The organism is Mucilaginibacter sp. GW822-FHT03E02 (assembly GCF_058801545.1).
Map to the genome: position 1 here is coordinate 1328445 of NZ_JBXANJ010000002.1, position 15316 is coordinate 1343760.

At 42.3% G+C, this 15316-nt stretch carries 10 protein-coding genes; 2 read left to right on the plus strand and 8 right to left on the minus strand.

What is annotated here, in order from left to right:
• Nucleotides 1-262: 262 nt before the first annotated feature.
• Nucleotides 263-1954: a cellulase family glycosylhydrolase gene (locus AC1RM2_RS32075; protein ID WP_492989204.1), complete on the minus strand. Its 1692-nt coding sequence runs from the start codon at nucleotides 1952-1954 to the stop codon at nucleotides 263-265.
• Between the two features lie 663 nt (nucleotides 1955-2617).
• The gene (locus AC1RM2_RS32080) at nucleotides 2618-4162 is read right to left on the minus strand and encodes a carboxylesterase/lipase family protein (protein ID WP_492989205.1); all 1545 of its coding nucleotides are present in this window, start codon (nucleotides 4160-4162) and stop codon (nucleotides 2618-2620) included.
• 409 nt (nucleotides 4163-4571) lie between these two features.
• Between AC1RM2_RS32080 and AC1RM2_RS32085 the strand changes: the two genes are divergently transcribed.
• Together AC1RM2_RS32085 and AC1RM2_RS32090 are read left to right on the plus strand one after the other, a co-directional pair.
• A complete protein-coding gene (locus tag AC1RM2_RS32085; protein ID WP_492989206.1) occupies nucleotides 4572-4781 on the plus strand; it encodes a hypothetical protein in 210 nt (69 codons plus the stop codon).
• Between the two features lie 195 nt (nucleotides 4782-4976).
• On the plus strand, nucleotides 4977-5627 hold the full coding sequence (locus AC1RM2_RS32090) for a TetR/AcrR family transcriptional regulator (protein ID WP_492989207.1): 651 nt from the start codon (nucleotides 4977-4979) through the stop codon (nucleotides 5625-5627).
• A 92-nt stretch (nucleotides 5628-5719) separates the two neighbouring features.
• On the opposite strand, the gene AC1RM2_RS32095 is transcribed toward AC1RM2_RS32090, so the two are convergent.
• The 6 genes from AC1RM2_RS32095 to fucP form a co-directional block, all read right to left on the minus strand.
• Nucleotides 5720-7312, minus strand: a complete 1593-nt coding sequence (locus tag AC1RM2_RS32095) for a RagB/SusD family nutrient uptake outer membrane protein (protein WP_492989208.1) — start codon at nucleotides 7310-7312, stop codon at nucleotides 5720-5722.
• A gap of 35 nt (nucleotides 7313-7347) precedes the next feature.
• Nucleotides 7348-10473: a SusC/RagA family TonB-linked outer membrane protein gene (locus AC1RM2_RS32100; protein ID WP_492989209.1), complete on the minus strand. Its 3126-nt coding sequence runs from the start codon at nucleotides 10471-10473 to the stop codon at nucleotides 7348-7350.
• A gap of 1163 nt (nucleotides 10474-11636) precedes the next feature.
• Complete coding sequence (locus tag AC1RM2_RS32105; RefSeq protein ID WP_492989210.1) at nucleotides 11637-12650, minus strand: zinc-binding alcohol dehydrogenase family protein; 1014 nt, start codon at nucleotides 12648-12650, stop codon at nucleotides 11637-11639.
• Between the two features lie 10 nt (nucleotides 12651-12660).
• A complete protein-coding gene (locus AC1RM2_RS32110; RefSeq protein ID WP_492989211.1) occupies nucleotides 12661-12996 on the minus strand; it encodes an L-rhamnose mutarotase in 336 nt (111 codons plus the stop codon).
• A 15-nt stretch (nucleotides 12997-13011) separates the two neighbouring features.
• Complete coding sequence (locus tag AC1RM2_RS32115) at nucleotides 13012-14028, minus strand: aldo/keto reductase (protein ID WP_492989212.1); 1017 nt, start codon at nucleotides 14026-14028, stop codon at nucleotides 13012-13014.
• 15 nt (nucleotides 14029-14043) lie between these two features.
• On the minus strand, nucleotides 14044-15312 hold the full coding sequence (gene fucP, locus AC1RM2_RS32120; RefSeq protein ID WP_492989213.1) for an L-fucose:H+ symporter permease: 1269 nt from the start codon (nucleotides 15310-15312) through the stop codon (nucleotides 14044-14046).
• Nucleotides 15313-15316: the final 4 nt, after the last annotated feature.

Here is a 15316-nt window from a genome sequence, read left to right on the forward strand (position 1 = left end):
AATTTTTACGCCGATTTTCAAAGAACAAGTTATTAAAAAAAATGCGTCCGTATCTCACCCCGGACGCATTTGACCTGTTTTTTTTTAATTACAATCACAATATTATCGTGATCTCTTAAAAAAACGCGTCCGTATCGCACCCCGGACGCGCTAACCTGCCTTTCTTCAACTAAATCACAACTTTATTATGATATCTTAAATGTTTTTTAACTGGACTAACAGCAATTTTTTTAACAGATTGCTTAAATTGGTTTGCACCATTTTATATTTTCACAAATGCCCATTGCTGGTTTTTGGCTCCAGTGTAATCCCATTGATCAACAGAAGTGCCATTGGTAAGCGACGTTGTTGTTGAAGGAGAAGAAACTTCCAGGGCTTTTCCGCTATTAACATTGATGATTTTATAGAAACCATTGTCTGTTGCCTGAATTGACCAGTTTTGATTATTTCCGCCTGTACCTGAGTAATCCCAAATATCCACAGTACCACCGTTAGAGCCCGACCAATTTAATACTTCCAAACACCTGCTTTGAGCGTGCTGTGGTACTAAAAGGTAGTGTCCATTACTACCACTCACAACTTTAAATTGTTGGTTTTGCCCGGCAGAATAATCCCATTGATCTGCTGTCGATCCATTAGCAGTACCCCAACCCCAGATCTCTAAAGGCTTAAAGCTAAATCTGTTTAAGATTTGGTACACACCACCAACCTGAAAAGTTTGGGATGACCCATTTTGTGTTCCTTGCACCAGGGCGGCTAACTGTTGCTGATCTTGTACCGCGTAAGTCGACCTGTTAATAATCGAACCGGTATCCCATAGAAATGGAAGTATCCCGTTATTCAATGCGTTGTGTACAGCATAATTATTCCAATATGCCACAGAAGCAGCATTGTATTTTAACGAGTCTCCCGAAATGCCGCGTTTCCATGCTGCAAATTCGCCCATCACTACCGGGATGCCATTATTAACGAACTTAGTCTTCATCTGCCCGAACCATGTATTCTCGTCCGACTCCTCACCATAGGTGGCATTGCGAGTAGGATCGAAGGTAGTGTGATATCCAGAACCCCAATAGTAAAACATATTGCCCCATGAAGCATCGCCGTTCATCAAACAAAAGTTATAAGGGGTGTAGTAATGTACTTCCACCATCAAACGATTGGATACCCAATCTGAAGGCATTGTGTTCATTAGGTTGTTTGTTTTTGTAATATCAGTACTTGGGCCCTGCACAACCAAAGTACGGTATCTGTTGCGCCCACCAGTTACCCTAACCGCATCGATGAAAGTTTGATGGTAAGAAAGCAGGACGCTCATCCCTGTGGCATCGCTTACATCAGGTTCGTTTGCGCTGGCAAACATCAAATGCTGGTCGAAATCACGCAATTTCGTTGCAATTTGCTCCCAAAGTGCTTTTTGTTTTGCGTTAACTGCAACCTGGGCAGCAGTAGTGCAATTACCCTGCAACCATCCGCCGTCCCAATGTATATTTAATATCACATACAGGCCGTCGTTAATGCAATATTGCACAACTTGCTGCACACGGGAAAGCCAGGCAGGGTCAATTTGCTCAGTCGATGTATTGATAATGTGTGATAAATCCCATTCACAAGGGATCCGTATGGCAGTAAAACCCCTTTGTTTGTAGGTATCTATAAGCGCCTGGGTAATCATCGGGGCACCCCATCCCTGCTCACTGCCAGGGGCTTCCATTGTATTGCCGATGTTAACCCCCACACCGATGTTTGCAGCGAGTTGGGCCGCTGTACTGGTCATCCCTGTTTGATCGGGCGGAAGCGGGTTGGTGTTATAGCTCGGATAACTGGTAGCAGTCAACGTCTTTTTACTCGTTTTAACAAACGGCGTAACTGCCGAACCGGGAGTCTCCTGCTTGTGACATCCCGACGCCACCAGGATGATGGCGATACCGAAAAAATAGTTTAATGTTCTCATATATTAAATTTAAAATTGGTTTCCCGTAGGAAGTGACACCGGCAATTATGAATATCACCTATCCATATAGCAGCCTAATTACATGACCGGCCCATCCGGATTGTGATTCATATGCTTGTAAAAAATATATAATTGGTAACTAACTGCATTTGTTCCCGACCATAAAAATGACTGCTGACAATACGCTCTTCGCTTAAATAACAGTGCTTTTGTTTCATATCCTGAAACAAAAAAAACAGTCATTATGATTTTGAAAATGCGCTCAGGTTTATTGATCGGGCAGCCAAAAATATAGACCGGAAAAGTAGATGAGGGGGTACAAAAGTGAATAAATAGGGCGCGAAATGTTCAAAATAACAAAACTTTCCCGCAGAGGTAATTGCGAGACACTTGATTGAGCACTTTTAATATTATTCGAAAGTGTACCAGTACAAATGTTGCCAACCTCAACTTAAATTAAGGTTTAACAAGAACCAAATAATGGATAACGCGGTCATTATTGACCTGGAATAATTTAGTTTGCGGGCCTTAACTTGCCCCTTTCTCAAACAATATTCAATTCAGAGATTTTGTCGGGCCGTATTTCGGCAGGACCTCTATATCATTAAAAAATAATGATTGCTCTTTGACATTATGTGCTTATGTTGGTTTATCGCATAAATGTTATTTAATCCCGGTTTCGCCATCGGGCGAACGCCTCCACTTGAAATAGCTATCCAACACCTTTAGCGATGCGGCAGACGGTACAGGGCCTGTATGTGCGGTTTGAGAAAAGTACATAACAACAGGTTGAGAATTGTTAAAAGCGGGCCATTTAGGCTCTCCCGCCCCATTTGGATCGCCATACTTTGCAAAATTTGTCCAATACGCGCCCATCGCATCTGAAATATCCAGATCTGTTTTAGTGGTTTGCGGATTGGAAGCACCGAGCGTACCAAATACATAAGCTACTTCCTGCCCATGGGGCGATCCATATCCTGCATGGGGCGAATCTTCCGGATAATCGGGATGCTGATCAAAATAATAATAAAAAACCTTCGATTTACCTTTTGACTGTAATCTTGCCCAGCTCCAGGTATGCCAGCCAAACGCTGCATCCCGCATCAAATCACGGGCAGTTTTTGAAACGCTAACAGCGCCCGCAGGGTAAGCTTTAATAAGTTCATCAGCAAACTTACCATAGCGCACTTTTACTGCGGCAACATATTCTTCCGGAGTTTTTGGAGGCGAAAAGCTGGCACCTTCGTCGGAGTTATAACCTACCAGGATAGGTATGTCGTTATATTTCCCCTCTTCATAGCGTTTATACTGGTCGCCTGGTATTACCCAGCCGTCTATAACGGGCCACGCTAATCCACGTACAGCAGGTAGTTTATCTGCATCTATCTTTCGCAAATCGGCAATTGAAGTAAAGCCGGCGTCTTTAACATATGCTGCGCCGGCAGCTTCAGCATCAGGCAGGCTTTTCATATTTTCACCCGGATAAGTTGTAGCACGCGTAGGCCCGAATGAACCGCCGCTTTGGGAGATTGCACCATGGAAAAGACCTTTTGCCAAAGGGCTTGCACATAACATACTTACCGCAATACCACCTGCCGATTCACCAAAAATTGTAACTTTATCAGAATCACCGCCAAATGCGGCAATGTTTTCCCTGATCCATTTAAGAGCGGCGATCATATCCAGCAGGCCATAATTTCCCGAAACATGATTGGGGTTCTCGGCGCTAAGTTCGGGATGTGCTAAAAACCCAAGCTGTGCTACCCGGTAGGCGATGCTTACTAACACCACGCCTTTTTTTGCCAGCTTCTCTCCGTTGTAAGATGGTTCAGCAGTCCCTCCAAAGTTAAAAGCACCGCCGTATATCCACACCAGCACTGGTATTTTGTCTGCCGGCGACTTAGCTGGTGTCCAAACATTCAGATACAGGCAATCTTCACTTTTTCCTGACACGGGGTTGCCCCCCTGCATAGGTTCCGGGGCAAATTTATCGGCCTGGCGAACGCCATCCCACTTTGCGGCAGGCTGCGGGGCGCGCCAACGTAGTTCTCCTACCGGCGGCTTTGCAAAAGGAATGCCTTTATAAATTGTAAGGCCGTTTTCAGAAGTTCCTTGTACCAACCCCTCTTTCACATTAACAGGAGCGGGTTGAGCTTTTATAAATTGAGCGGCAAGCATCAAAGGGAGCAACAAAATGAGATGTCTCATAAACGTTTATAATAATGGCTTATCAAAACTACGTTATATAAATGATGCTGAAGGCCATGTTTAGTAACAAAATGTCTAATTAAAAGCCTTTGCGATCTATAGTTTTTTATTGGGTTTATCAAATTCTCTGCTTGCATTTGCCGGGGCAAACGCATCTAATTGGGTTAACATAACTTAACACATTTCAGGTAAAAAAATTTATAAATACTTGATAATAAGAATTTTATATTTTATCATGATTAACATTAAACTGATGTATCGCGCAATTTAAACGCAGCCTATTTCCGAATTTGAGGCACGTTGCGGAGTTTACGCATTGCCCAGCGTAACTTTTCATTTTTTAAGATATCTTAAAAGCATCCTCACCCTTCTTATCTTCCTTTGTATTATAAATTTTAGTTAATGCAAAATGGAAATCATATTTAAATTCACACATGGTATTATGCTCATCTGCGGAGTCGCAATCATCTACTATTCGTTATTTGATACCGGCGAAAACAAAATAGAGATGAAATTCACATTAGTGAACAGTCTTATATCTAAAATAAAATCAGTACCTGTCAACCGCGTATTCTTATATCGCCTTGCCTCGCACCTGATATTTATATTTTTCAGATAACATCGATATCTATACAATCACTTTTACACAAACTATCAGCAAGCTAAATTGATGCAAAAGATTTAAATGTATCAAAAGGAAATCAACCCAGTGCTGTTATCAACGATATTGAATAGTAAAGTTAAATGATACTATGTCGGGCAGCATTCAACCCTGTCAGTTCAGTTTTTTTATTAAAGCCAACAATTCCAAACAATGGATACTCCAAAAAAAATAGCCAATAAGGTGCATAGCCTTTTTAGCCGCTATGGCATTCGCAGCATTAGCATGGATGATATTGCATCTGATCTCAGGATGAGTAAAAAAACGATTTATCAATTCTACTCCAATAAAGACTCATTGGTAGAGACATTTGTAGATAAAGCAATAGATGAAAACATCTTGCGCTGTAAGATGCTCGTTACAAAAAGCGACGACGCCATTATTGAGTTGTACTTTTTGCTGGTGTACATAATGGAGTTTCATCATATTTTAAATCCGGCTGTTATTTACGACCTCGAAAAAAATCATGAATTAGCTTATCAAAAACTTAAAGTTCATAAAGCTATGTTCGTTCATCAAACCGTTAAAGCAAATATAGCACGTGGCGTAAAAACTGGTTTGTACCGCGATGATTTTGATATGGATGTAATAACAAGGTTTTTTCTTGAAAGCTTAGCTGTCATATCCAACTCCGGGATATTTCGGCCGGCCAATCATAAAATTAAACCAATGGATGAAGTATTTGCCTGCCTGATAAGCGGAATAGCAACCACAACCGGAATGGATGTTGTAAATGCTTATAAAAACCAGCGGGGTATTATGTTTTTAAGTAATTATGAAGAAGTGCCTTTTTGGGACCATTAATTGCTTCCTCAATATAGGTTTTAAATATAAAGAGTCTGCCCCACTACTGTTGCAAACTCTTTATAAATTATAATATTTATTACTATTTCAATTTAATTCCAATCACCGGAAATATCCTTAGCAACCGCAGAATTGGCATTCTTCTCGGCTAAAGGTATTGGTAACAACACATTTTTATCCTGAAACGGCTGTGTACCGTCCTCAATCTGCCTTTCGGCATTTATTGTTTGCTTTGCAATGCCCCAACGTATCAAGTCAAAATAACGGCTTTGTTCGCCGGTTAGTTCTAACTGCCTTTCACGCATTAAGATGCTCATGGCATTTGCCTGACTACCAAGCGAGGTATAAAGTGGCGCTTTAACACTTGGCCTGTTACGTACCTGGTTAATTAAAGCTAATGGCTCGGCACCGGTATTACCCTGTTGTATATAGCTTTCTGCCAGCATAAGCAATACATCAGCATAGCGTATTACCTGGCCGTTTATACCACTTTGCGGCCCGCCAAAACTGGCTACCTTATTATAATATTCATATTTAAGCCACTCGTACCCTTTTGAAGCAAAGGGAAAATCTACTGGCCCCGCAGAACATTCCTGACAATATTGTGTTTGCCCGCCACTTGCTGCATCGCCATAAAAGGTGAAGGCTGCACGCGGATCTACGTAATTTACAGCCGAATTTTGTGGGTTAGGATAGGTAAAAGCTTTAACAGCGGTTGTAGTTATATGTACATTGTTCCAATCATTCCAGCCGTATTCCTGCGCACGGTCTGAGTGTGTTGCTTTGCCACCCCAGGTTTCCTGGCCCCCAAAAACGTAATATTGATTACCAACACCCCAATCTGTCCATTTCTGATTCATCACCTGAAAAATGGTTTCAGGATTCGCAGTAGCATCATTCTGTTTCGGATCATCAAACAGATCGTTATAAACCGCTGCAAGCGAATAACTGAAAGGCGCCTTGGTTAACCTGGTAAGTTCTGTTTGTGCCAGGGCCCATTTTTTTTCATATAAATAAGATTTACCCAAAAGCGCCACCGCAGCCCCTTGTGTAGCACGTCCGTAACTTTCAGAAGCATAGGAAACAGGAAGGCCTGCTTCAGCATCTTTCAAATCCTGTTCAATAAACGCCCAAACAGCGGCAACAGGTGATCTTGGTGCGTTAATATCTGCAGGCGTTGGCAGCGTAATGTAGTGGGTGCGGAGTGGTACCCGGCCGTACAAATTAACTAATTGAAAATAAGCATAAGCCCGCAGAAATTTAGCCTCGGCAATATATTGCGTTTGGTCCATTGCCTCTGTAGGTTTAAGCGGATCCGGTTTCCATACCTGCGTACGGTCAATAACCACATTGGCACGCGCTATTATTTGGTATAATGCCGACCACATCTGACCCGCCTGGTTCTGGTCGGGGCCAAAATTATACTGTGCCAATTGCAGCAAATCACCTACAAGGGGTTGATTATTTTTGGCATCATAGCCAAGCAGATCAAAAGTAAAATACCACTCGCGTGCCCACATGCCATTATGCAGCAAACCTGCGTAAGTGGCTACAACAGCCTCGTTTAAGGCAACATCGCTGGTAAAATACGTATCAGAAGTGTACGCACTTTTATTAACCAAACTCAAATCTTTTTTACACCCTATTGAGAGAACCAACAACCCTCCCGTCATAAGGAATTTCATAAATCTTTTCATAATTATATCTTTCAAAATGTTACTTAAAATCCTGCTTGTATCCCGAATAAAATTGTACGCGGCTGTGGAACCTGTCCGCGATCTATATTGCGGTTAAAAATAAGATCGCCCCCGTCTGAGCCTATTTCGGGGTCATACCCTTTATAGCCAGTTATAGTAAATAAATTTTCCGCAGCAATATATACGCGCAGTTTACTTAAAACATTACCCGAAAACGATCGCAAAGAGGCTTTACTAAAAGTATAACCCAGGGTGATGTTACGGGCACGTAAATAGGCGCCGTTGTCTATAAAGAAATCCGATGGCCTTAAATTTCCGGATCCATTGTCATTCTGTCCAGCCCGTGGCAGAGCGGCATTGTCTCCAGGCTTTTCCCACCTGTTTAATATGGCGGTAGAGGCGTTATGCCCTGTTCCTGCGAACTCCAAACTGGACCTCAGATCATTTCCAATTTGCACGCCCTGCACACCTGACAACACTACATTAAGATCGAAATTATGGTAATTAGCACCTATATTAATTCCATACATAAACTTTGGAATTGCGCTCCCCAAAACCTGCTGGTCTTTTGAATCGACGGTTCCATCCCCTGTCAGATCCTTAAATATAAAGTCGCCGGGTTTTAATCCACTCTGGTAAACCGCAGTCTGGTTGCCGGCCTTCTGCTGTGCTTTTGCATTTAATGCATCAATTTCGGCCTGGTCTTTGGCTACATGATCAACCTTATAACCATAATATGCCCCGATAGGGCTACCCGGCTGGGTCAATGTTTCTGCAACACCTGTCCCGCCCACAATTGGAGTCGGCGATTGGGTGCCTAACGATATTGTTTTATTATTATTAAAAGCACCGTTAACACTTATGTTATAGCTAAAATCACTTTTAACCTCAGAATGGTAACCTAACTGAAATTCAAAACCTTTATTTTGTGCATCCGCCGCGTTAACAGTCTGGGAACTGCCGCCTGTATTTATCCCTATACCTAAACTTGGGGGTACGGGTATATTAACTAATAACCCACTGCTTTTTCTGTTGTAATAATCGGCATTAAAAGTTATTCTGTTGTTGAGAAAACCCAGATCGATCCCCGCATCTGTTTGGTCTGTTGTTTCCCAGTGTAATAATCCGTTTCCGATGGTAGTAAGCGTTGTGCCGCTAACAAATTGTTCATTCCTACCAAAAGAATACGCCAGGTTTCCCGCAGTCGATCCATTAAAGGTATACACATCACTGGCGGTAAGCGAGATCCGGTTGTTACCGGTACGTCCCCATCCTACGCGAAGTTTACCATCGCTGATGAACGGGAGGGCTGCTTTTATGAAATCTTCCTGACTGAAGCGCCATGCTAAGCCCGCGCCCGGAAAATTGCCGTAACGGCTTGCCTTGGGAAAATTGGAAGACCCGTCGCGCCTTAAACTGGCTGAAAGAATGTACTTATCGTCGTAAGAATAAATCAAACGTCCATAGTAAGATTGTTCTATGCCAGCTCCATTGGCATAACCTGAAGAACTGGCGGGGGTAATTTTTGTGGCTACGGATATGTCCCTTACTTCATCGGTCAGCATACCGGTACCTGTTAGATTAACAAAGCTACTGCTGCCCGCGTCTTTGTAACTTGTACCTGCTGTTAGCGAAATATTGTGTTTACCAAAGGTATGGTTATAGGAAAAATAATTTTCTATGGTGTAACTGGAGTAGTCGTTAAAACTACGGCCCGCTTGCCGGTCAAAAGCCAGTTTATTGGCGGTTACGTAGGGTATATTATAAGAATCGCTCACACTGCTGCCATATTGTAATGACGCTTGTGACCTGAAGGTTAAACCATTTATAATTTTTACTTCTCCAAATACTTGCGGAAATAATATCAGTTCATGGCCGCTTTGCGTTTTTACGCCTAAGTCCTCTAATGGATTTACTGCATTGCTGTCATCATCTACATTGGTAAGGATGGAGTAACCGCCCCGAATTGAAGAATCATAAATGGGTTGATAAGGCGCATATTGAAGCGCGTTACCTATGCCTGCTATAATTCCCTCCGTTCTGGTATACCTCAAATTTAAGGTTTGCCCAAAGCGAAAACGGCCTAATTTTTCCTCTAATGTAAACCGGTTATTAAACCTTTTTAATTGATAATTCTTAACTGTGGCTTGCTGTGTTACGTATCCTGCCGACATATTATATATAACCTTATCACTTCCGCCGCTTACACTTATATCATTTTGTGTTGATAAAGCTGTTTTAAAAATCTGGTTTTGCCAGTCGTTTCTGTCAACCAAAGCATATGGAGTGGTAAGTTTTACCGGTGTCGGGTTATTGTTGGTAACATCAATATCTTTAAGGAGCTTTACATAATCTGCGGCTTTCAGCAGATCAAGCTTTTTAGGTATGGTTGCAAAACCTACCTGCGAGGTAAACGCTATTTGGGTGGTGCCAGCTTTACCTTTTTTTGTTGTAATGATTACAACACCGTTAGCACCGGCAACACCATATATTGCTGTAGAAGCTGCGTCTTTTAATATGGTAATATTCTCAATATCTTGTGGGCTAATGCTATTGAACAAGCCTTCATTACCCTGTATGCCATCAATAACGTACAACGGGCTAACATCGGTGAAAGAACCTACACCACGTACAATAATTTTCGCAGTTGAACCCGGCACACCATTTGTCGGCACTACCTGAACGCCCGGGGCCTTTCCTATTATCAGTTGTGCAGGGCTTAGTGATGTATTGGCGCCGGCATCTTTCGCATTTACCACATTAACAGCACCTACCAGGTCTTTTTTGCGGGAGGTTCCATATCCTATTACTACTACTTCGTTCAGGTTATTCGTACTTTTTGATAAAATCAAATTGAGTACACCTGATGCAGGAACAACAATTTCTTTTTGTTCGTAACCAACAAAAGAGAATACCAGCGTACTGCCTGCGGCAGCATTTATGGAATAGACGCCTTCCGAATTTGTACCCGTAACTTCGGGCTTTCCTTTTACTTTAACAGATACGCCGGGCACGGGCAATCCATCATCCTTATCCGACACTTTGCCGGTAATTTTCCCCGTTTGCGAAAAGCCCGGTAAACTTATCATGATAGCTGATAAGGTTATCCCGACAAAAATCAGGAGTTGTGTAAATAGTTTTCTTTTCATGAATTTTTAATTTAAGTGAAACAAATTGGCTGATTATTAAAGGTTTAGAATACTTTGGTACAGGAGATTAAGCCCCGAACGTTATACCGTTATAAGCCGGGGGTGCATTGGAGTGCGCTTCCCATCTTATCGGCGATAACGGGAACAACTTTTGTGGTATAAAGAAATTAGTTAATGTTTTTAGGCTCGCAATCGATTGCAAGAATTCAGTAGAAAAAAGCTTATCACCGTTTTTTAGTAAGTTTTTTACCATATCAATAAAAATTAAAATGGACCTCAGTTTTTCGCTAAGTCAAAAAATAAATAGATGCTGGTTTAACTGGTAATTGGTGGAATATTGTTCAAAACCGGCATTTCAAACGCACCGCATTGAAGTGATATTCCATGGGTTGAAGCTATGGTTACCTGAAAAAAAGGAGGGGGTAGGAATGAACAAAAAGGTAGACCATATGTACAAACCCGTACAATAATCTATAAATAAGACAATTACATATTGATAAATTACACTAAACTATTCCAGATAGTTGTAAGTGTCGCGGGGAGTTTGAAATTACTGGTATCCTTACTTACCGGAACGCTCAATTTTCGCTATGAGTTGGCGGATAAATTTCAAAATTGTTTTTTGAACGGTAACTATGACGATCCTTACCCCCAGGGAAATCGCATTTAAATTATTCAAAGTGTCAAATGCCAGAAAAAGCTATTAAATGAAACTGTTTGGTATAACATATTGGCAAATAGCGATAGGTTTGAAACCTGGAGTGTTCGAAAGAAATAAAAAGGACAGGTGAATGCGCGATCCCTTAATTTGGGAACGAGGAAAGTTGCGGTTAAATAAAGGAATCACTTGGTTTGGAACCTCCAATTTTTGCCTTTTGATAACCGCTCTATTTCGTCTGCTGTTGCGTTTTTGTTGCGTTTTTGATTTTATGACAATTCATAATTTATTGATTAATAGATAGATGCTTCTTTCCACTGTTTCACCTGTTGCGAACGCAACAGTTTTGGATATATAAAAATGAGGACACACAGTAGCCCCGGAAAAAACCTTTCGAACATCCAGGGTTTCAAACCCATCGCTATGGTGTAAGTTTTAATTTAATTTTAAACGCTATGTCCCTGTCCTTACCCCTATTGATAAGGATTTAAAAAAACGGGAGCCCCTATACCTCTACCATCGCCTTGATTACTCCGTTAGCCGGATCGAGCCAGCTTTCAAACTCATCCGGCACCTTGTCAAATTGTACACGATGGGTAATGTAATTAGACGGTTGCACCAGGCCTTTTTTCATCGATGTAATGACATGCTCAAAATCTTCCCGTGTAGCGTTCCGACTGCTCATTAAAGTGGCTTCGCGCTTGTGAAATTCCGGGTGACTCACACTAATATCTCCTTTTTGCAAACCAACCAGTACATACCGGGCTCCATGCGCCATATATTGAAATCCGCTATTAATTGCTTTCAAGCTGCCGGTGGCGTCTATCACCACTGTTGGCATATCTCCTTTTGTTATTGTGGCAAGTTGTTCCAATACATCTTCGGTAGATACGTTAATAATATGATCTATCTTAAGCCTGTCCCGGCAAAATTCAAGTCTTTTCGTGTTCAGGTCCATGGCAATTACTTTGGCCCCTGCAATGCGGGCAAACTCCATTATTCCGAGGCCTATTGGCCCGGCTCCTATCACCAATACATATTCGCCGGGCTTTACATCCGCCCGCCTGATCCCGTGGGCTCCTATGGCTAATGGTTCTACCAATGCCAGTTCATCATAGCTTAAACCATCACCATGTACCAATGAATACGTTGGTACATTCAGGTATTCGGCCATTCCTCCGTCCACATGAACACCGCAAACATTAATCTTGGCACAGCAATTAGGCTTTCCCGATCTACAGGCAATACATACACCGCAATTAAAGTAAGGGATGAATGTAACGATATCGCCTTTTTTAAAACCTGGCGCACCATTTGGCTCGACCAGTTCTCCTGAAAGCTCATGTCCCAGAATGCGGGGGTAATTAAAATAGGGCTGTGTCCCTTCAAAGGCATGCAGATCGGTACCACAGATACCTATCCTCCTGATCCTGATCTGGGCGTAGCCTTCTTTAATTGCCGGCTTTTCGCTATGGCCGAGTGCCATTTTTCCCGGCTCTTCACAAACTATTATTTGCATATTCTTTATTTTAAAGCTGAAAAATCTGTTCCATCATTACCCACTTCTCCCCTTCTTTTGCCCAGGGCAAAGGTTGCTGAAATTTCCACATTAATTGTTCCCAATCCTGTACTTTAAGATTAACGGCATCCATCGCCGCCTTTTTTTCGGCTACATACTGATCGCTGGTTTCCATGATCATGAATAAACGGTTTCCTGTACGATATATCTGCATATCTTTGATTTCTGCATCCAGGATACTTTTTCGTATTTCGGGCCAGCCATTTTCAGCTTTATGCCAATGCTCGTATTCGGCTATCAGTTGCGGGTCGTCCTTTAAATCAAGGGCTAAACAATATCTTTTCATGGTTTTATTTACTTTTTACAAATAGGCAGAAGCGAACGCCTTATCAATCAATCCTCGTTCTTTCATTTCATTCCAGAATGCCGCAGGAATCTTTAAAGAAGCCACCGCAACATTAAGTGCCACTCTTTCGGCATTTGTGGTATTTAATGCTATGCTTTTGACACCTGGCGCCCTTAATCCGAAAATCACGCAGGCATCTACGGGTTTAATATGATAATCTTTGCACAACTGATAAAACTGTGCCCGCCAGTCATATAAGCTTTGATCAACTACCGGGTCTTTCAACTGATAGTTATAGTACGCCGACCCGGTTAAAAAGCCCCCGTTAAAAACGGCAGAGTTTATAATTGCAATTTCTTGTTTTTCAAGTTCCTCCATAAACTCCACCAGTTCCTGTGGATGACTGTGAATCGTCATACTGTTAGCAATCATTACCCAGTCCAGCCTGACATCCTCGGTTATCCTTTTAATAATCCTCCAGTCCTTTGATCCTACGCCGATTGCTTTTACTTTGCCTTGTTCCTTTAGTTCATGCAAAGCCCGGTAAGCCTCCAATATATCGTGGTAACGCCGTGTTTGATCTACCTCATTCTTTGCCGCGGCGAGGTATTCATCCGGGTCATGTACCGATATCAGTTCGGCACGATAATCGCCCAGCAGCTCATTACCCTGCTCATAGCATTCCAGGATGCCTTCGTAGCTTATTTTTTGCACGGCATCATACTTCAGGTCTCGCCATACGCCTGGCTCAAAAGTAGGTTCGGCGGTTTTCAGCTCAGTGCGCAGCCAGCCCAGCTTATTGCTGATCAGCACGTCTGAAGGGCTTACATTCAATTGCTTTAAAGATCTCCCTAAGGATTCCAATGCCAAACCGGCACCGTATTTACCGGCAGAATCAAACACGGCCGGTTTTTGCGAACAGTTTACACTCTGTTCAACAATGGCTAATTTAGCTTCATCTGAAAGGGCTACATATAAATTTCCTAACCCGCTGGTTCCGAAAATCACTTTAGGTAAATTGATTTCTTGCATGTTAAAATGGTTATTTTAAAGAATAGCCGAAACCGGTAAATCTTCTGCCTTCACTTTTACCCGATAGCCTTTAAATCCAAAAAGGGCAACCACTATAAAACAAATCAATGGAACCACATAGCCATATTGGATATTACCTGTGGCATCGCTGATATAACCAAACAACCTTGGCAAAATGGCGCCGCCTACTATTGACATAATGATGAGGCTGCTGCCAAATTCTGTATCAGCCTTTAAATCTTTTATACTCAGCGCAAAAATGGTTGGGAACATGATAGACATAAAAAAAAAGATACCGACAACCGTGTAAACCGTTACCATACCATGAGCTAAAATGGCGACAACGCAGAGTAAGATATTGATGCCCGCATAAATTGCCAGCAAACGTGCAGAACTGTAATACCGCATTAAAAACGTGCCGACAAATCTGCCGATGGTAAACGCAGCGCCGCATATAGCCAAATAGTACGTCGCCTCTTTTTCGGTAACGCCGGCTGCCTTTGGAGCATACAGGATAAACAAACTGAATACACAAACCTGCGCGCCCACATAAAAAAACTGCGCCGCAACGCCCCAGGCTAAATGGCGGTGCTTCAGGGCGTGAAAAATATTTTTACTGGCAGTATGCCCGTCATGCTTTTGAATTTTGGGCAAGTGTGTAAATGCAAAAAGGATGGCGACGATAACCAGTACGCTACCCAATATAAAGTAGGGTATTTTCACCGAAGAGGCTTCGGCAGCAAGTGCCAGTTTGCGCCCCTGCTCTGTCATTACGCTTAATTGTGCCGCGGTATAACCTTTAGTAAGTATAATACGCCCGCCAATTAAAGGTGCCAGCGTTGTAGCCAACCCGTTAAATGACTGTGCAAAGTTAAGCCTTTGGGTAGAGGTAGCTGGGTCACCTAAAGAGGAGGCATACGGATTGGCGGCTGTTTCTAAAATGGTGAGTCCGCAGGCAATGATAAACAAGGCTACCAGGAAAAACGCGTACTGCTGCGTATTGGCGGCCGGTATAAACAAATAAGAGCCAAACGCAAAAATAAGCAGGCCCGTTATAATGCCTGTTTTGTAACCATATTTTTTCATAATAAAGCCGGCCGGCAAAGCCATCAAAAAATAGGCAATAAACACGGCAGAGTCCACCAGGGTAGCCTGAACGGTTGTCAGGGTAAATGATTTTTTAAGGTGTGGAATTAATATGGGGTCAAGGTTATGCGCAAAGCCCCATAAAAAAAACAAGCTGGTAATCAATATAAAAGGGAAAAGAGTTTTATTCTTTGTCATGATC

Coding starts and splice junctions, on each gene's coding strand:
- AC1RM2_RS32105 (WP_492989210.1), bottom strand. CDS start 12,650: ATGCAAATAATAGTTTGTGAAGAGCCGGGAAAAATGGCACTCGGCCAT.
- AC1RM2_RS32100 (WP_492989209.1), bottom strand. CDS start 10,473: ATGAAAAGAAAACTATTTACACAACTCCTGATTTTTGTCGGGATAACC.
- AC1RM2_RS32115 (WP_492989212.1), bottom strand. CDS start 14,028: ATGCAAGAAATCAATTTACCTAAAGTGATTTTCGGAACCAGCGGGTTA.
- AC1RM2_RS32095 (WP_492989208.1), bottom strand. CDS start 7,312: ATGAAATTCCTTATGACGGGAGGGTTGTTGGTTCTCTCAATAGGGTGT.
- AC1RM2_RS32075 (WP_492989204.1), bottom strand. CDS start 1,954: ATGAGAACATTAAACTATTTTTTCGGTATCGCCATCATCCTGGTGGCG.
- AC1RM2_RS32090 (WP_492989207.1), top strand. CDS start 4,977: ATGGATACTCCAAAAAAAATAGCCAATAAGGTGCATAGCCTTTTTAGC.
- fucP (WP_492989213.1), bottom strand. CDS start 15,312: ATGACAAAGAATAAAACTCTTTTCCCTTTTATATTGATTACCAGCTTG.
- AC1RM2_RS32110 (WP_492989211.1), bottom strand. CDS start 12,996: ATGAAAAGATATTGTTTAGCCCTTGATTTAAAGGACGACCCGCAACTG.
- AC1RM2_RS32085 (WP_492989206.1), top strand. CDS start 4,572: ATGGAAATCATATTTAAATTCACACATGGTATTATGCTCATCTGCGGA.
- AC1RM2_RS32080 (WP_492989205.1), bottom strand. CDS start 4,162: ATGAGACATCTCATTTTGTTGCTCCCTTTGATGCTTGCCGCTCAATTT.